At 55.5% G+C, this 17,310-nt stretch carries 16 protein-coding genes; 10 read left to right on the forward strand and 6 right to left on the reverse strand.

Annotated features, from left to right (window positions below; translation table 11 throughout):
- Window positions 1-83 precede the first annotated feature (83 nt).
- From IBT54_RS08500 to IBT54_RS08520, 5 genes are read left to right on the forward strand one after another with little or no spacing between them, the layout of a single operon-like run.
- Window positions 84-662, forward strand: coding sequence for a fimbrial protein (locus IBT54_RS08500; protein WP_013359859.1), 579 nt, complete (start codon window positions 84-86; stop codon window positions 660-662).
- 52 nt (window positions 663-714) lie between these two features.
- Window positions 715-1,395 (forward strand): molecular chaperone, encoded by a 681-nt coding sequence (locus tag IBT54_RS08505; protein ID WP_201251997.1) that lies wholly within the window; start codon window positions 715-717, stop codon window positions 1,393-1,395.
- A 20-nt stretch (window positions 1,396-1,415) separates the two neighbouring features.
- On the forward strand, window positions 1,416-3,944 hold the full coding sequence (locus IBT54_RS08510; RefSeq protein WP_201251998.1) for a fimbria/pilus outer membrane usher protein: 2,529 nt from the start codon (window positions 1,416-1,418) through the stop codon (window positions 3,942-3,944).
- A complete protein-coding gene (locus IBT54_RS08515; RefSeq protein ID WP_201251999.1) occupies window positions 3,935-4,453 on the forward strand; it encodes a fimbrial protein in 519 nt (172 codons plus the stop codon). Before IBT54_RS08510 ends, IBT54_RS08515 begins: the two co-directional genes overlap by 10 nt.
- On the forward strand, window positions 4,450-5,466 hold the full coding sequence (locus IBT54_RS08520) for a fimbrial protein (protein WP_370422410.1): 1,017 nt from the start codon (window positions 4,450-4,452) through the stop codon (window positions 5,464-5,466). Before IBT54_RS08515 ends, IBT54_RS08520 begins: the two co-directional genes overlap by 4 nt.
- 139 nt (window positions 5,467-5,605) lie before the next feature.
- On the opposite strand, the gene IBT54_RS08525 is transcribed toward IBT54_RS08520, so the two are convergent.
- The 3 genes from IBT54_RS08525 to IBT54_RS08535 form a co-directional block, all read right to left on the reverse strand.
- Window positions 5,606-6,775, reverse strand: coding sequence for a Gfo/Idh/MocA family protein (locus tag IBT54_RS08525; RefSeq protein WP_201252000.1), 1,170 nt, complete (start codon window positions 6,773-6,775; stop codon window positions 5,606-5,608).
- Window positions 6,776-6,785: 10 nt separating this feature from the next.
- Window positions 6,786-7,703, reverse strand: coding sequence for a TIM barrel protein (locus IBT54_RS08530; RefSeq protein ID WP_147789295.1), 918 nt, complete (start codon window positions 7,701-7,703; stop codon window positions 6,786-6,788).
- Between the two features lie 150 nt (window positions 7,704-7,853).
- Complete coding sequence (locus IBT54_RS08535; RefSeq protein WP_201252001.1) at window positions 7,854-8,879, reverse strand: LacI family DNA-binding transcriptional regulator; 1,026 nt, start codon at window positions 8,877-8,879, stop codon at window positions 7,854-7,856.
- Between the two features lie 339 nt (window positions 8,880-9,218).
- Here IBT54_RS08535 and IBT54_RS08540 point away from each other — a divergent pair, with 339 nt between their 5' ends.
- The 4 genes from IBT54_RS08540 to IBT54_RS08555 all read left to right on the forward strand — a co-directional run bounded on the left by IBT54_RS08540 (window position 9,219) and on the right by IBT54_RS08555 (window position 12,549).
- Window positions 9,219-10,262 carry a Gfo/Idh/MocA family protein gene (locus IBT54_RS08540; protein ID WP_147789293.1) on the forward strand — a complete coding sequence of 348 codons (1,044 nt, stop codon included), beginning with the start codon at window positions 9,219-9,221 and terminating at the stop codon, window positions 10,260-10,262.
- Window positions 10,263-10,280: 18 nt separating this feature from the next.
- Complete coding sequence (locus IBT54_RS08545; protein ID WP_003855643.1) at window positions 10,281-11,159, forward strand: sugar phosphate isomerase/epimerase family protein; 879 nt, start codon at window positions 10,281-10,283, stop codon at window positions 11,157-11,159.
- Window positions 11,160-11,377: 218 nt separating this feature from the next.
- Complete coding sequence (gene yghU / locus IBT54_RS08550) at window positions 11,378-12,244, forward strand: glutathione-dependent disulfide-bond oxidoreductase (RefSeq protein WP_201252002.1); 867 nt, start codon at window positions 11,378-11,380, stop codon at window positions 12,242-12,244.
- Between the two features lie 11 nt (window positions 12,245-12,255).
- The gene (locus tag IBT54_RS08555; protein ID WP_095706338.1) at window positions 12,256-12,549 is read left to right on the forward strand and encodes a DUF1330 domain-containing protein; all 294 of its coding nucleotides are present in this window, start codon (window positions 12,256-12,258) and stop codon (window positions 12,547-12,549) included.
- A 30-nt stretch (window positions 12,550-12,579) separates the two neighbouring features.
- On the opposite strand, the gene IBT54_RS08560 is transcribed toward IBT54_RS08555, so the two are convergent.
- Entirely contained in the window at window positions 12,580-13,671 is a 1,092-nt protein-coding gene (locus tag IBT54_RS08560; RefSeq protein ID WP_201252003.1) for a YncE family protein, read from the reverse strand.
- A 212-nt stretch (window positions 13,672-13,883) separates the two neighbouring features.
- Window positions 13,884-14,822, reverse strand: a complete 939-nt coding sequence (locus IBT54_RS08565) for a LysR family transcriptional regulator (protein WP_095706340.1) — start codon at window positions 14,820-14,822, stop codon at window positions 13,884-13,886.
- A gap of 64 nt (window positions 14,823-14,886) precedes the next feature.
- Between IBT54_RS08565 and IBT54_RS08570 the strand changes: the two genes are divergently transcribed.
- A complete protein-coding gene (locus tag IBT54_RS08570; RefSeq protein WP_201252004.1) occupies window positions 14,887-15,957 on the forward strand; it encodes a tartrate dehydrogenase in 1,071 nt (356 codons plus the stop codon).
- Window position 15,958: 1 nt separating this feature from the next.
- On the opposite strand, the gene IBT54_RS08575 is transcribed toward IBT54_RS08570, so the two are convergent.
- Complete coding sequence (locus IBT54_RS08575) at window positions 15,959-17,290, reverse strand: glycoside hydrolase family 28 protein (RefSeq protein WP_201252041.1); 1,332 nt, start codon at window positions 17,288-17,290, stop codon at window positions 15,959-15,961.
- Window positions 17,291-17,310: the final 20 nt, after the last annotated feature.

The raw sequence follows: 17,310 nt of genomic DNA on the forward strand, positions 1-17,310 counted from the left end.
TACAGTAAAAATAATTTTTATATTTATTGTCAGCCCTTATTTACAAAACACAACAAAGCAAACTCAACAATAAAGGTGATTACATGAAATTAAATAAAAAAGACCTTCTGGTATTAGGTGCTTCAGCTCTGTTTCCGATGGGCTCAGCGCTGGCGGCAACGGCCAGCGGTGGTTCTGTCAATTTTAACGGAAGCGTCGTGACATCAGCCTGCGCCATCAGTGCCAACAGCGCAAACATTGATGTTGATATGGGTGAAGTCCGTACTGCAACGCTGGCCGCTGCAGGCAGTGAAGCAAGCGTGGCAAAAACGTTCTCTATCGCCCTGGAGGATTGCGCAATTGCTGATACCTCAGCTTCTACAGAAGAGAACCCGGTTGCTGCGACCACTGTCTCGGTGACCTTTTCAGGTACGCCAGATGCTAATGATGCCAACAGCCTGGCGGCGGGCGTAAACGGTGGTACAGCCTCTGCGCAGAATGTGGCCATTCGTCTTTATGACGAACAGGGCAATGTCGTAAAACTGGGTGAAGCAGCGACAGCAACCCCACTGCGTAAAGGCTCTAACACGCTGAACTTTAGCGCTAAATATTATTCCCCGACCGGTGGTGCCACTGCGGGCGATGCCAGTGCAGTTGCCACCTACACCGTAACCTACTCGTAATCGTTATGCCCGGTTTAACGACCGGGCATAAATAGACATTCAGGAGAAAAAAATGCGTTCTTTAACCTGGGTTTTTCTGGCTGCCGCACTGTGTTCATCCGAGGTATACGCGGGTGGCGTGGGGTTAGGTGCGACACGTATGGTCTACTCAGCTGATTCAAAACAGTCCACTCTTCAGGTCAGAAACACCCATGCAACAGCCTCATTTTTGATTCAGTCCTGGATGGAGAATGCCAGCGGTGAGCGCACGCAGGATTTTGTTATTACGCCCCCGCTTTATGTTTTAAAACCGTCAACCGAAAGCGTAGTGAAGATTATCTTTAATGGTAAATCTCTGCCACAGGATCGTGAATCCCTGTACTGGATGACGGTAAAAGCGATTCCACAGCAAACGAAAAATAGTGCAGGTAACTCTCTGCAGTTCGCCTCTGCAAATCGTATTAAGGTATTTTATCGCCCCGCTTCACTTTCCGATAATGCTAACGAAGGCTGGAAAAAAATTAGCGGTAAATACACTTCGGGCAAAATCGTGCTGAACAATCCAACGCCCTGGTTCATTACCACAATCAATCTCAAAGTTGATGGTAAGACGGTTAAGCCTGTAATGTTGCCACCAAAATCAACTATCACACTGGCGGAGAAATTCAGCCAGGCCACATCCCTGACCTTTCAGACCATCAATGATTATGGTGCATGGACACCTGTCACCCGCGCCCCGTTGAACCGTAAATAAACTCTTTGAGGGATGATCGCGTGAAAATGAAAATCGTTTGTGCGGTGGTGGCTTTCCATGCCATGCGGTATACCGCAGCCGCGGAAAGCGATTTGCACTTTAACCCCGCCTTCCTTAATGGCGAGAGCGCGTCAATGGCTGATTTATCCTGGGTAAATACAGGCAGTGCCTTACCACCAGGCGAATATAATATTAACGTCTATATCAATAAGAACTATGCCTTCACTGGCAACGTCATTTTTGCTGTGGATAAATCAAATGGGCAGGATATAACCGCAGCGTGCCTGACGGCCAGTCAGTTTAATGCGCTCGGCGTTGACATGGCACAGGCACAGGGTGTCAGCCTGCCGCTGGTAAAGCAGTGCTATTTTCTCAACACGCTGTTTCCCGGCAGCAGCACGGATTATGAGCCGCGAACCCTCACGCTCAACATCACTTTACCGCAGAGCATGATGCGCAATCTGCCACGTGGCTACGTTAGTCCGGAAAGCTGGGAACATGGCATTCACGCCGGGTGGCTGAACTATGTTATTAACGGCTCAAATAACACCTACCGAGGGAATAATAAAACTCGCGAGCAGCAGCTGTTTGCCAGCCTGAACAGCGGCATAAACATTGGCGCATGGCGGCTGCGTGACTATACCACCTGGACTAAAGACACCAATGAGCTGAAGCATGTACAGACCTGGCTACAGCGCGATGTTCCGGCGCTGGGCGCACAGCTTTACGCTGGGGAAACGTACACGTCATCTCAGATATTTGATTCCATAGGTGTACGCGGGCTGGCGCTTAAAACTGATGACAATATGCTGCCTGCCAGCCTGAACGGTTACGCGCCCGAAGTCAGGGGGATTGCGCGCAGCAATGCTGTCGTCACCGTTCGGCAGAACGGCAATGTTATTTATCAAACCAGTGTGTCGCCCGGGCCATTTGTGCTTAGCGATCTCTATCCAACCTCTTCCGGTGGTGATCTGTCTGTCACTATAAGGGAGAACGATGGCTACGAAACCCAGTTCAGCGTGCCTTTCGCCAGCGTTCCTAATCTGGTTCGAAGCGGCCAGGCTAAATATGCCCTTAGCGCAGGAAAATTCCAGCCCGTTAATAATCAGAATGCACCCACTTTTGCCCAGGGTGAACTCTTTTATGGCTGGCGGTATGGACTCACTTTTTATGGTGGCGCTCAGCTTTCCGAGCGTTATCGCGGAGTTGCAGCAGGCATCGGTCAGAACCTGGGCCGTTTTGGTGCCTATTCGCTGGATATTACCCATGCCCAGAGCCAGCTTGCGGATGACAAACATTACACAGGTGATTCCATTCGCCTGCGCTACAGCAAACTGCTCAATGACATCGGAACGCGCGTGAATTTCTACTCGCTACGCTACTCCACACAAGGGTTCTATAACCTCAGTGATACGGCTTATAAAAGGATGAGTGGCGGCAAGCCGGAACAAATAGTAGAAGCAGATGGAACTGTGACTACCCGCTATGAAAATCTCTATGACCTCCGGATGTCACGCAAAGCCAGAAACCAGCTGCAGCTCACGCAGCCGATGGACAAATATGGCTCACTGTCACTGTCCTGGGATCAGCAAACCTACTGGCATACTTCGAAAACGACTCAGGGAATCCAGTTTGCCTGGAATACGACATTGCGATCGGCCTCGCTGGGGGTGAGCTTCCAGCGCAGTACCAGTCTGTATGATGACAGTAAAGATAACATTCTGGCGTTATCGCTCTCGATACCCTTCGGCGATCCTAAAAATTCGACACGGGCACGTTTCTCCACCACTCAGGGGAAATCAGCAGGAACGACCTACAGCGGTGGCGTCAGTGGTTATGTACCTGGACAGGATGAGCTTTATTACAGCGTCAATCAGCGCTACAGCGCCCGGCAAGCGTATGGCGGCGATACTGCACTGCAATACAAAAATCAGCGGGGCCAGTACAACCTGGGTTACAGCTACGGGCGTGATGCTCGCAATCTCAGCTACGGCATAAGCGGTGGTGCTGTTTTACACGAAGATGGTCTGACGCTGAGCCAGCCTCTGGGCAATACCAATATTCTGATCAAAGCACCGGGAGCCAGCGAGGTTGCGGTTCTGAATCATAGAAGTATTAAAACCGACAGCCGGGGTTATGCGGTCATTCCTTACGCTACGCCTTATCGCATTAACCGGGTAGGACTGGACACCACGACCACGGGTAATGATGTTGAACCCGATAACGCCATCATCAGCAAAACGCCTACCGACGGCGCACTGGTGCGAGCCACCATTGCCACTCAGCAGGGTGCAAAAGCGATGATTGTCTTACGTCAGAACGGCACGGTATTGCCTTTTGGTACCGTCGTCGCACTGGAAGACAGCGAGGTTAGCAGCATTGTGGGTGATGGCGGCAGCGTCTATTTATCGGGCCTGCCAATGAAAGGCACACTTAACGCGGTCTGGGGCAAAGATAACATGGCACGCTGTTCTGTTCGCTTCCAGCTCAATAAGCAGGATTTCAATGCCCGCACGGGCCTCTATACACAGGAGGGAGTATGTCAGTAACAAAGCGTCTGGTATGCATCGTCCTTTTTTTCGCCGGTTCGTTACCGGTGCGCGGCTACGATGTGCTGGTTTCGGTAACGGGAAATCTGATCGCTAACACGTGTGTAGTGGCCGCCGACTCGCTGGAGAAAAATGTACCGCTTGGTGATATCGGCACCAGACAGCTAAGTAAAGCAGGTGCGGTAAGCAACATTAAAACTCCTTTCACACTCACACTGGAAGCGTGCGGCCCCACCTTTTCGGGCGTGAAGATCCGCTTCAGTGGCACGCCGGATGAGTTCGATCCGCGACTGATTAAAGTGGCTGAGGGCGGAGCAACAGGCGTGGCAGTGCAAATTCTCGATCAGGAGGGCGCGCTTGTCCCACTTGATACCCAGACGACCGCCTATGGCGTAGCCGGTAACGACAGCGTACAGATGAATTTTTATGCCCGGTTAACCGCTACAGGCCCTGAGGTTACCGCTGGCGGCGTTTCAGCCATCGCCACCTGGACTACGGAGTATCAATGATGCGTATTTTACTGTTGCTTGCCTGCTTTCTCACCTCTGCCAGCGCGCTGGCTCTGGAGTGGCGATCAGACATCACGCTCTCGCCCCTGCCAATGGAATATTCCGGGCCAGCGGATTCGGTAATGCCCGGAGATATTATTGGTTCGACCTGGAGCGCGACAGCTGACGTCTCGGAAGTGTTCTGGTGCGGACTGATATGGACTTGCTCAAAGGGCACGCTGGAACCCTCTCCCTCAGCAATATCCAGCGGCATGACGGTTACCGTTGATGGAGTAAATTACACCATTTTTGAAACGGGTATACCCGGCGTGGGTTACATCCTGGGTCTCAAAGATTTTAATGGGTCGGAATATGTTCCATTACAAACTGGCATCACTCAGAGCTATCCAGCCTCCGGTACATCAGGTTATGCCCAGAACCTGGGCTGGTCAGCAAAAGTAACATTTATTAAAACGGGAACAGCACTGAAGTCGGGCACCTATACAACGCCCACAATCACTGCTGCCATTCTGACGGCCTACAATAATGAAACCAAAACAGCGCAGGTCATCATCAACCCCACCACCATCACGGTGGTCGCCAGCGGCTGTACGGTCAATACGAAAAGTGCGAATGTCGATCTGGGCACGCTGGATATCCGCACACTTTCAACCGTGGGTAGCACCTCACCTTCGGGCACGTTCAACGTCACCCTCACCTGTGATCAGAACATCGCGGTGAATGCGGTTATGACCGACCAGACAACCCCATCAAATAGTTCATCGGTTGTGACACTAACGGGCGACTCTACCGCTTCGGGCGTAGGCGTACAGTTCTTCTACAACGGTATCGGTCCTCTGAGCATGGGCCCGGACAGCACGGCTGATGGTACACTCAACCAGTTCTTTATCCAGACAACCTCATCAGCAAACCAGGTATTGTCACTGCCTTTCCAGGCGCAGTATATTCGTACGGGCGATCTGGTGCCCGGAACAGCTAATGCACTGGCGAGTATTACTTTTTCCTATCAGTAACCGAACCGCCTCGTGAGCAGATCGAGCGGCCAGAGCTGACTTCCTGAACCAGAGCCAGCCGGTTTATATCCCGGTCATGATAAATAGCACTTCTATGGGTAGAGCAAGCGTGCCCCCTGGCCCACGATAAAGGCTCGATTCAGCAGATCACCCACTCTGCACCCGCATCCGCTGATTTCACGCACTGCGCCACCCAGCGCACGCCCGCTAATCCGGCATGCACATCGGGATACCAGAAATCCTCCAGGAAAGCGGTGTCACGGCGATCGGTGGCATCCATCGCCAGCGCAAAGCGGCGATAGAGATTCGACCAGGCTTCGAATAACCCTTCCGGGTGCCCGCCGCCAATACGATCCTCTTCCAGCGCGCGCGGGTTAAGGTAGCCCATGCCGCGCTCCAGAATGCGAACCGGCTCACCCTGCACCTCGTAACGCAACTGGTTTGGCTGCTCATCCCACCACTCCAGACTGGCTTTCGATCCGACCACGCGAATTTTCTGCCCATGCATGGAACCTGCATTCACCGCCGAGGCCCAGAGCGTACCCACCGCGCCGTTGTCATACTCCATCATCACAAAGGCGTTATCCTCCAGCGGCGCACGCGAGGCGACAAAACTCTGGCGCGAACAGAGCAGACGCGTCACCTTCAGCTGGGGCAACATCGTTTCGGCGATAAAAAGCGGATGCGTCGCCAGATCGCCTAACACGTAACTCGGGCCAACAAAGCGCGGATCCACCCGCCAGCGAGTGCTTTCACTCTGCAACTCCACCGCCTCATTATGAAAGCCGTGAGCAAACTGCATATTTACAATGCGGATCTCACCCAATATGCCTTCAGCGATCATCTCTCTGGCCTGATGAATCAGCTGATGCCCGGCATAGCCGTAGGTTACGCCCACAATCTTCTGCTTCTCCCGGCTAAGCTGCTCCAGCTCATCGGCCTCTTCGACCGTAAAACAGAGCGGCTTCTCGCACACCACATGCAGCCCGGCATTCAGCGCTGCGCGACAAATGGCGAAATGGGTATTGTTTGGCGTGGCAATCGACACCGCTTCAATGCCATCTTCGCGCGCCGCTTCTCCGGCGAACAGGCTGGCGTAGTCGGGATAGCAGCGTTCAGGTGCCACACCCAGCGCCTGACCAAACTCGCGGCCGCGCGCCGCGTCGATATCAAACGCCCCCGCCAGCAATGCAAAATTGCCGTCACGTTGCGCCGCCGAACGATGGATATAGCCAATCTGGCTGGTGCCGCCGCCGCCGATCATGCCCCAGCGCAATGAGCGATTAGCCGCTTTTTTACCGTTAATCATGCTGTTGTCCTCAGAATCCTGTTGATCGGAGATAGTCCAGGCTGGCTTTTACATCCTGCAGACTGGTGTCGGCATGACGCGGATCGCGCTCCTGCTCGATGGTGATCCAGCCCTGATAATGACGTTCAGTCAGCAGGCTGCGCACCGCCGGATAGTCGATTGCGCCCTGCCCCAGCGGACACATCACCCCCTGCGCGCAGGCAGTGAAAAAGTCGAGTCCCTGCGAAAGGGCATCACGCCAGACCGGCTGATTAACGTCTTTGAAATGGAGATAGTCGATACGGTCCCAGTACTGTTCCAGTGAAGCGACCGGATCCATGCCGGCGTAATAGAGATGACCAGTGTCCAGGCACAAACCGGCGACCTGATGCGGAATATCACTGACCAACTGTGCCAGCTCATCGGCAAACTCAATGCAGCCGCCCGCATGCGGATGGATTACCGGCCGCACGCCATACTCCTGCCAGGCGATCTCACTCAGAATGGTGATGTGCTGCATCATGCGCTGCCAGTCGTCAGCGGAAAGCCGTGGCGCTTTTTCAGACTGACCGGCATATTTCGCCCGCTCCGGATTACCGAAATCAATGATCACCAGATAAGGCGCGCTGGCACCGGGCGTTTTAGTCGCAACAGGTACGCTGGACAGCGTGCGACACAGATTGTGGGTCAGCGTCACCAGCGCCGGAAAATGCGCCTCACTGACCAAATCATCGAAGATCGTGCCTGCCACCAGCGAAAGCTGATGCGCATTAAGCTGCCGGGTCAGTTCAGCGGCATCGGTTGGCAGATAGCCCCAGGGGCCGAGTTCAATACTGGGATAGCCGGCCTGCGCGGCTTCGGTCAGGACTTTCTGCCACGGCGGCAGAAAGGGATTAGCGGGATCATCCACGCCCCAGCTACAGGGGGCATTTGCAATATGAAAGGTCATGATATCTGCCTGTGCAGTGAAAACTGCTGGCAGTATCAAATAAAAATTTCACCTCAGACAACTATGAAAGTTTCATTTTTTGATAGAGATCGCGTTTAAAAATCCCATTAAATGATAGATTACTATCAAATACTGACTAACCTGTTCTTTCTACAGGTTTTCACGCGTTACGATCTCAAACGGTACGGTCACCTGTGCAAAATGGTCAGGCTGATCCATCCGGCTGCTGAGACAGGTAGCGATCACCGCCTCCGCCATCGCATCAATACGGTGCCGCACCATCAGCGTGATGGTGCCATCAATCAGCGCCAGTTCATCGCCAGGCAGCGGGCCGTGGCACAGCAAATCAATCTGCGTGCGACCGCTCTCACGCAGCGCCTGTATCACGCCCTCTATGCCGCCACAGGGCGCATAAATCATGACCAGATCATCGTGGGCTTCCAGCAGTTGCCGGGTCGCCTGATAGCCTCCTTCACCCGACTCATGCGTTTTTAACGGTTCCAGTACCCGTTGACTGATGCCCGACTCGCGCAGATAGGAGCGGAAACTGATTTCGCTGCTCTCCTGGCAGGTGAAACGGTGGTCGCCCAGCAGCACACCGACACATCCCGGCTGATGCAGGAGATGCTGTGCCATCCAGGCCGCAGTGCGTCCTGCTTTCTGATTATCGATGCCAATAAATCCGGCATGGTCACAGGGCGAAAAATCGGAGAACAGTGCGTAAACCCGCACACCCAGCCGTGAAACATCCTGGATTGCGTGACGGATCAGCGGGTGATCCAGCGCCACCAGAGCAATCACATCGCTGCGCTGTGCCAGCTGACGCAAGGAATGCGCGACGGCTTCAACCTCGTGGATATCATGCCAGCAGAATTCAGGTTCGCTGCCCTGTGGCTGCTGCGCCCTGAGCTGCTGTTTCAGCGCCTCGCCCAGCTGCTGATAAAACGAGTAGCGGGCAGGCAGCAGGATAAAGCTCACGCGGAGTGCGGCTGCAGCCAGTGGCGCGGTGGTCTGGCTGTGTGCCTGGGTCAGGCGATAGCCCAGTTCACGGGCCGCAGCCAGCACCTTCTGTTCGGTCACACTGCGTACCGGCGCACGGCGGTTCAGCACCCTGTCTACCGTCGCCACACCCACGCCCGCCGCCTGCGCAATGGCCGTCATCGTCACTTTTGACATCACCCTTCTCCTGCTTTTCCTGTTCCCGTTAACTGACGGCTACGTCTTTATGTTCTGTTGTTTAAAACAGCACTACTTTATCGCGACAGGGTATCGCGACAGGGCCATTTCCTCTCATTTATTTGATAGAAAATCAGAGCTAATTTTGATCTTCCTCTCAAAATGAAACATCCATTTCTTTCTGTGTTCTCTTTAAAACGTCTATTTGCTAAAACGGGTAAAAATCCCGCGTCGATCCGGTTGATGGGATCACATCATCAAAAGGTTAGAGCGGTGACGGTGAGCTTTTTATAGTGGAGACCTGAGCACCCCCAGCCTGCACGTAAAAAAGGAAAAGTAATGTTCCCATCAACGCTTCCGGCTCCACGCATAACCGATTCCCGTCAGGTTCCGCAACTGCGCTGGGGCATTATCGGGCCAGGCTGGATCGCCGACCATTTTGCTCATGCGCTGCGCCAGCATACTCACCAGCAGATCACCGCGGTGGCTGCGCGCGACCCGGCAAAAGCACGGACCTTTGCTGACAAATGGTCAATCGGCCATGCCACAGGCGACCTCAATGCGATGCTGGCGCGGGATGATGTGGATGCGGTCTATATCGCGACACCCCACAATCACCATTTTCCCGATGGCCTGCGCGCGATTGCCGCCGGAAAGCATCTGCTGATCGAAAAACCGCTGGCGATGAATGCGCAGCAGGCGGCTCAGCTTAAACAGGCTGCGGCTGCCGCCAATCGGCTCTGTATGGAGGCGATGTGGTGCAACTTTGCGCCGAAGTATGACGTCATTCGTCAGCTGCTGGCGGATGGCGTACTCGGTGACGTCCACACCCTGATTGCCGATCACGGTGAGTTTTTCACTCCGGATCACCGCATCTTCAATGCCGATCTGGCGGGCGGTCCGATGCTCGATCTCGGCAGTTATCTGGTGGCGCTTAGCGTGTTTGCTGGCGGCGGTGCGCCCGACACGATCGTCGCCCGTGGTCAGCTCGTCCCGGATGGCCGCGTCAACGGTCAGACGTCGATGCTGTTTACCCATCAGCACGGCATGCAGTCGGTGCTGAATACTACCCTGTTCAGCAACACGCCCGGCTGCGCGGTGATTGCCGGTCGCGACGCTACGCTGGAGCTGGCAGGCCAGTTCTATGCACCCGGTAATTTCACGCTTACTTCCAGCGATCGGCGTCATCGCCTGCAGTGGCAGGAACCCACTAACCGCTATGAACAACTCTGTCATGAAATTAACCACTTCGCCTGGTGCGTCGGCCAGAACCTGATCGATTCACCTGTCCATTCGCTTGACCAGGCGATCATCACCCTGGCCGCAATGGACAACGTCAGGCAGCAGATCGGCGTGACCTTCAACGAAGAACAGCAACCTTAATGTGCCCGGAGCAGAAAGATGAAAATCGCTTTTGATGTGGATGTGATTAAAGACTTAGGCATCACCCGAATGGTTCATCAGGTGGCCGACTGGGGCTACAAATATATCGAACAGTCGCCGCATCCGCAGATCAACCCGTTTTATAAACATCCCAAAGCCAGCCGTGAGATCATCACCGAGTATAAGAATGCATTGAGCGCCACCGGGCTGGAAATCTCTTCTTTTATCGTGGTCTATCGCTGGTCCGGCCCGGATGAGTTGCGTCGTCAGGCGGCGGTAAAGAACTGGAAGCGGATGATTGAGATTGCGGTTGAGATGGGTGTGCAGGTCATTAACACCGAACTCTCCGGCACGCCTAACGAGCCGGAAATCTGTGAAGAGATGTTCTATCGCTCCATGGAAGAGCTGTTGCCGATTATCGAACGTGAAGGTATCCGCGTCGAAATTCAGGCGCATCCGTGGGATTTCTGCGAAGAAAACAATGAAACGGTGGATATCGTGAAGTCGTTCCGTAGCGATAACGTGAAGTATATCTACAGCGCGCCGCACACCTTCTTCTATGACAAAGGCAAAGGCGATGTGAAACCGATGCTGGAGTATGCGGGTGACGATCTGTCGCACATGCTGATCGCCGACACCATGAACCATACGAAGCACTGTCGCTACATCGTCAACCCGCCAGGGGTGGATGCCACCATTCACCAGCATGTCGGCGTTGGCGAAGGTGAAGTCGACTTCGATACCCTGTTTAAAACCCTGCGCGACACCGGCTTTGCTACCCGCACGCATAAAGTGGGCGGTGAACCGATTATCGCAGCGTCACTGTTTGGCTACCCGGAAAAGATGAAGGTGCAGGCGATTGAAACCCGCGAACTGATTGAACGCGAACTGCTGTAAACCTGCCTGCCGTGCAGCCGTTGCTGGCTGCACGGTTATGTCCGCGCAGGACAAACATCGCCCCGTCTGACACACTTGTAAGCACTTTTCCGCTAAGCCGCTCCCCGCCTGACCTCGGCCCGTCGCAGTATGGCCTCGCGCAGCCAGCAGAGTTAAACCGCCTTCGCAGCACCTGCTACACTCCAGACCAATACCACACCATAAGGCGAACTTTCATTATGTCGGAAAATGCATATCAGCCCGCAAAAGTCTGGACCTGGGACCCTGAAGCCAAAGGTAACGGCGCTAAAACTAATCGTCCGTTCGCTGGTCCCACCCATGAGAAAGCGTTGCCGGTCGGCAAACACCCTCTGCAGCTCTATTCGCTCGGCACGCCTAACGGCCAGAAAGTCACCATCCTGCTGGAAGAGCTGCTGGCGCTTAACGTCAAAGATGCCGAGTATGATGCCTGGCTGATCCGTATCGGCGACGGCGACCAGTTCTCGAGTGGTTTTGTCGACGTGAACCCGAACTCAAAAATCCCGGCGCTGAGCGACCACTCGGCAACACCGCCGATTCGGGTATTTGAATCAGGCAATATCCTGCTCTATCTGGCGGAAAAATATGGTTACTTCCTGCCGAAAGATATCGCTGGCCGCACTGAAACGCTGAACTGGCTGTTCTGGCTGCAGGGCTCAGCGCCTTACCTTGGTGGTGGTTTCGGCCATTTCTATCACTACGCGCCAGAAAAAATTGAGTACGCCATTAACCGCTTCACGCTGGAAGCGAAGCGTCAGTTTGACGTGCTGGATCGCCAGCTGGCTGATAACCGCTATCTGGCCGGTGATGACTACACTATCGCCGACATCGCCACCTGGCCGTGGTACGGCAACATGGTGCTCAACGATCAGTATGGCGCAGCCGAATTCCTGGATGTGCAGTCCTATAAAAACGTGGTGCGCTGGGCGAAAGAGATCGCACAGCGTCCTGCCGTCATCCGTGGCCGCAAGGTTAACCGCGTTATGGGTGACCCGGCCGACCAGCTGCATGAGCGTCATGATGCAGCCGATTTTAACATTAACACTGAAGATAAACGCCAGGCGTAAAGGAGCCCACAATGAGCGCATATGTAATCTTTATTCGCGACAAAATTACTAATCCTGAGGAATTCGCTATTTACGGCGAGAAAGCGGGCAAAGCGCGCGGCGACCATCCCATTACGCCGCTGGCGTTTTATGGACAGCTTGAGACGCTGGAAGGACCGGAAGCGGACGGCGTTGTTGTGCTGGAGTTTCCGACGGCTGAAGCAGCGCACGGCTGGTATGACAGCCCGGAATATCAGGAAGCGAAACAGCACCGCCTGAAAGGTGCGGAATACCGCGTGGTGCTGGTTCAGGGTGTGGATAAGTAACTAAACAGGCGGCAGCAATGCCGCCTTTTTTTATTGCAGCGTAATACGCGCTACGCCATCCAGCCCCTGACTGCTGTGATCGCTATTAAAGCCCTGCTTCAATGTCACGAACAGCGTCTGCCCGTCGGGTGACACCAGCAGGCTGTTCGGGTGACTATCAAATGACCAGCTGTTTTTCACTTCATAGGTCGTGCCGTCCAGTTGCAGCACCTTCTTCGAGTCGCGCTGGCTGATATAAATCTCATTGCGCTTGCCATTAAACTTAATCCCCATCGAATCAGCCGGATCCAGACGCTGAATCAGCTTGCCGCTGCGCTCATCAAACACCAGAGTGTTTTTCGCCTTAGAATTATCCGTGACAAACAGGCGGCCCGTCGCCGGATCCTCTGCCATGTTCAGGAACTGAGTGTTCTGCCCGCCACCGGCTGTCAGACGCTGTTCGATCCTGTGATTACGTGGATTGATCACCAGGATTTCGCCGCTGCCGTTCGCCGCGTAAATCCGGTCGCTGACCGGCGAGAAGATAATGCCTGTGACCCATTTCCCGGCATTTTTAATCCGGGTTTTCAGGGTCAGTGTTTTGGCATCGACCACCCAGATCACACCCGGATCGCCTGTGCCGCCGACATAGAGAAGCCCGTCATGCAGAAAGATTTCACGCGTGCCAACAGGTAACCCTTTCTCGTTTTTGTCGTCAAACATCAGGCGCTTCAGCACCTTTCCGTTCTCCGGATCAATCTTCGAGATACCGCCGTCCAGTGAGTTGGTGGCGTAGAGTGCGCTGCCGTCCGGCTCGCTAATCAGCCCAAAGTTTTTCAGGTCGAAATGCCCCGCCCCGGTGCTCTGCAGCGTGGTGCCATCAAGACGGTAGATCATCCCGCCGCTGATATCCTTACCTTCCGGCGCACTGGCGACATAGAGCGCGTTTTTCGCGGGCAGATAAGCCATCTCATACAAACCTTCACCCAGCTCGCGCTCAATCAGGTTATCGGGGCTGGAGGGCTGCATCACTACGGCGCCGCCATCGACTTTTTTCACCGCGGTCTGGCATGCCGTCAGGCTGAAGGTGATGACTACCGCCAGTGCGAGTGCCGTTTTACGCGGGCTGAACAACGCTTTCATGCTTAACTCCCCTATCGACCTGCTCTCCCGGATGCCCGCAATGCAGAGGGCAGGCAGGGAAGAAAATGAATGAGAATCATACGCAGCAGAAAAAAGGCTGTAAACGCAGCGGCAGCCTGAAGCCACCGAATCAGCTTAATACGGTATGTTAATTGTCCACAGGTGCTTTTTCACGCACGCCAGTCAGTCAGTCAGTCAGTATAAGAACATGATTAATCAACCGATTGCAGATTGCTCTGCAGAAACGCCACAAACGCGATGATGCGTGCCGGCAGCTGGCGCTGCGCCTGCCAGACCGCAAAAATATCGCCATCAGGTGCCTGCCAGTCGGGTAAAACATGCAGTAACTCGCCTGTTGCCAGGCTGTGCTGCGCGTCCCACCAGGAACGCAGCAGAATGCCATGCCCATCCATCGCCAGCCGCATCGCCACTTCACCATCGTTGGTGATCAGGCTGCCGCGCACTTTCTGGCTGATGCTCTGTTCGCCGCTGGTCAGCCGCCACAGGGTAAAATCGCTGTCGTGCTGGCGCAGCAGAATACAGTTGTGCTGCGCCAGATCGCGCACCGTAACGGGCAGGCCGTGGCGGGCAGCATAGGTGGGTGAGCAGCAGAGGATGCGTGGATTCGTGCGCAGTTTACGCGCCACCAGCCGTGAGTCCGGCGGTTCGCCGACGCGGATATCAATGTCCATGTGCGCATCCAGAAAATTAAGCGGCTGGCTGCTGAGCTGCAGTGAGAGTGAGAGTTCCTGATGCAGCGCAGCAAAGGCAGAGACACAGGGCGCAATATGGCGACGGCCAAAACCAAATGAGGCGTTGATGTTAAGCGTGCCACGCAACTGAGCCGTTTCACCGCTGACCGCCTCTTCCAGCGCCACCAGCTGATCCAGCAACGGACGCGCGCCCGCCAGATAACGGCGGCCTTCCGGCGTCAGCTCCAGCCGTCGCGTGGTGCGGCGCAGCAGTTGCACACCAAGCCGCTGCTCCAGCTGGCTCAGACGTTTGCTTACCGCCGCCAGCGACAGTCCCAGTTCGCGCGCCGCCGCAGTCAGACTATCCAGTGCGGCCAGGCGAACAAAAAAGGCTAAGTCATCGGTGGAGGTGCGGGATTCTCTACTTTGATTCAACAATGGATTGCCTTTCAGGCTCATTATTTCCCCGGAATCGACAGTTATACTGCGTACACAATTCGAACATCAACCGGAAAGGTGCCCTGTGACTGACAAAATCCACCATATTGCCGTGATCCCTGGCGACGGCATCGGCAAAGAAGTGATGCCGGAAGGCGTCCGCGTAATGAATGCGGCCGCAGAGAAATTTAACATCCCGCTGCGCTGGGAGTGGTTCGATTACGCCAGCGCCGACTACTGGCAGCAGCATGGCAAGATGCTGCCTGACAACTGGTTCCCGCAGCTGAAAGCCTTTGATGCGATCTATTTTGGCGCGGTGGGCTGGCCCGATGTGGTGCCCGACCACGTTTCGCTGTGGGGTTCGCTGCTGCAGTTCCGCCGGGAGTTTGATCAATACGTTAATCTGCGCCCGGTACGACTGATGCCAGGCGTCAAAGCGCCGCTGGCGAATCGTCAGCCCGGCGATATCGACTTTTATGTGGTACGCGAAAACACCGAGGGTGAATACTCCAGCGTTGGCGGCACCATGTTCCCCGGCACCGACCGTGAAGTGGTGATTCAGGAAACGGTGATGACGCGCACCGGCGTCGATCGCATCCTGAAGTTTGCGTATCAGCTGGCGCAGAGCCGGCCGAAGAAACACCTGACCTCCGCCACCAAATCCAACGGCATCGCCATCACCATGCCTTACTGGGATAGCCGCGTCGAAGCGATGTCCGGCCAGTTCCCCGAGGTTCGCGTCGACAAATATCACATCGATATTCTCACCGCCAACTTCGTGCTGCACCCGGACTGGTTTGATGTGGTGGTCGCCAGCAACCTGTTTGGCGATATCCTCTCCGACCTCGGCCCGGCCTGTACCGGCACCATCGGCATTGCGCCGTCCGCCAATATCAACCCGGAAGGCCTGTTCCCCAGCCTGTTCGAACCGGTTCACGGTTCTGCGCCCGACATCGCTGGCAAAGGCATCGCCAATCCCATCGGGCAGATCTGGTGCGGGGCGATGATGCTGGAACATCTCGGCTACAAAGCGGCGGGTGATGCGGTGTTAGATGCGATTGAACGCACGCTGGCGGCGGGACAGCATCTGACGCGCGATCTCGGCGGCAGCGCCAGCACCGGACAGCTCGGTGCAGCCATCGCCGCCGCGCTGTAAATCAATCCGGCAACTGCACCACGCACTCCGGGTGCCAGCCTGGCGGTAATGGCTCCGGACGTGTTATCACCAGGCTGTGCAGCTGCAGGTTCTCCACCCCGCGCGCAAACAAGCCCGGCAGCCCGCCGGGATAGCGCTCGACGCCAAAGGCTTCGCCGGTTTTCGGGTCAAGTCTGTAGGCGTTATCCAGCCCCATGCCGGTCGGTGAGTCCGGGTTACAAGGCGGCCGCACGTCATAGTGTCCCTGTGTCATCGGCGACACGCTCTGCCGCATCTGCAGCTGGCTGATCACCACATCACGTATCCAGCCGGGTTCAGCCGCATGCAGGTTAATCGCCCCTTCTGCCACCCCCGTCAGATTACTGAACTGCACCTGCTCCACAATGCCAGGCGTGATGGCGGGATCGCGGCGGCGCACCGAAATATGCAGCGGATCGGCTTTACCCCAGTGACAGGGCGGCGCGTGGTGACAGGCGAAGGTCAGGTTGCTGAACAGCAGACGCCGCATCGCGCCGCCGTCACGCGACAGAATGCCGATGCCGCGGTTGGAATCAAAAATGGTGCAGCCGGTTACCGTGACATCTTCGACGTCATCCCAGGTTTCGGTGCCGATCTTAAAGGCGCAGCTGTAGCTGTGCAGCAGGCAGTTGGTGATCATAATCTGCCGCGCCGGACGCCGCAGCGCGGCCGGTTTATGGGTGGTTTTAATGCAGATGGCATCATCAGCGGCGCTGAGGTAGCTGTTGCTGACAAACACGGCTTCGCAGCTGTCGATATCCAGCGCATCGGTATTCGGCATGGTCATCGCATTGTCGATGGTGAGGTGGTCGATATGCACATGGCGACAGCTCACCAGATGCACTGTCCACATCGGTGCCTGCACAATGGTAAAAGCGGTGAGCGTCACCTGCTCGCAATCCTCAAACACAATAATGCGTGGCCGGTCGGCACGCGGCAGACGATAGCCCTGCTCATCCCGCTCAGCGGCAAACCAGGCTTCACCCTCGCCATCGATGCGACCGGTGCCGCTGATGATGATATTGCGCTGGCCCAGCGCATAGAGCAGCACGTTGTGGGACTTTTCCGCGCAGCTCAGCGCCTGCACCGCCTGGTAGTCGGCCAGCCGCGGACTGGCGATCAGCACCGCACCTGCTTCAAGGTGCAGTTCAAAATCAGAGGGCAGATTCAGGCAGCCGCTGCGATAACGTCCGGCAGGCAGCGTCAGACGGCCACCGCCTGCCGCCGCAATCTGATCCATCGCGCGTTGCAACACGGCCGTGTCCGGGGTTTCGCCATCGGCGACAGGGTGAAAATCAGCAAGGGAAAGGTGCATCATGCGTCTCCCGCAGGGTT

Source organism: Pantoea sp. S62 (assembly GCF_016658625.1).
GTDB lineage: Bacteria > Pseudomonadota > Gammaproteobacteria > Enterobacterales > Enterobacteriaceae > Pantoea > Pantoea vagans.

Bases quoted from the DNA above. Each gene is read 5' to 3' on its own strand.
- IBT54_RS08500 (WP_013359859.1), top strand. From the start codon at position 84: ATGAAATTAAATAAAAAAGACCTTCTGGTATTAGGTGCTTCAGCTCTG.
- IBT54_RS08505 (WP_201251997.1), top strand. From the start codon at position 715: ATGCGTTCTTTAACCTGGGTTTTTCTGGCTGCCGCACTGTGTTCATCC.
- IBT54_RS08515 (WP_201251999.1), top strand. From the start codon at position 3,935: ATGTCAGTAACAAAGCGTCTGGTATGCATCGTCCTTTTTTTCGCCGGT.
- IBT54_RS08520 (WP_370422410.1), top strand. From the start codon at position 4,450: ATGATGCGTATTTTACTGTTGCTTGCCTGCTTTCTCACCTCTGCCAGC.
- IBT54_RS08525 (WP_201252000.1), bottom strand. From the start codon at position 6,775: ATGATTAACGGTAAAAAAGCGGCTAATCGCTCATTGCGCTGGGGCATG.
- IBT54_RS08530 (WP_147789295.1), bottom strand. From the start codon at position 7,703: ATGACCTTTCATATTGCAAATGCCCCCTGTAGCTGGGGCGTGGATGAT.
- IBT54_RS08535 (WP_201252001.1), bottom strand. From the start codon at position 8,879: ATGTCAAAAGTGACGATGACGGCCATTGCGCAGGCGGCGGGCGTGGGT.
- IBT54_RS08540 (WP_147789293.1), top strand. From the start codon at position 9,219: ATGTTCCCATCAACGCTTCCGGCTCCACGCATAACCGATTCCCGTCAG.
- IBT54_RS08545 (WP_003855643.1), top strand. From the start codon at position 10,281: ATGAAAATCGCTTTTGATGTGGATGTGATTAAAGACTTAGGCATCACC.
- yghU (WP_201252002.1), top strand. From the start codon at position 11,378: ATGTCGGAAAATGCATATCAGCCCGCAAAAGTCTGGACCTGGGACCCT.
- IBT54_RS08555 (WP_095706338.1), top strand. From the start codon at position 12,256: ATGAGCGCATATGTAATCTTTATTCGCGACAAAATTACTAATCCTGAG.
- IBT54_RS08560 (WP_201252003.1), bottom strand. From the start codon at position 13,671: ATGAAAGCGTTGTTCAGCCCGCGTAAAACGGCACTCGCACTGGCGGTA.
- IBT54_RS08565 (WP_095706340.1), bottom strand. From the start codon at position 14,822: ATGAGCCTGAAAGGCAATCCATTGTTGAATCAAAGTAGAGAATCCCGC.
- IBT54_RS08575 (WP_201252041.1), bottom strand. From the start codon at position 17,290: ATGCACCTTTCCCTTGCTGATTTTCACCCTGTCGCCGATGGCGAAACC.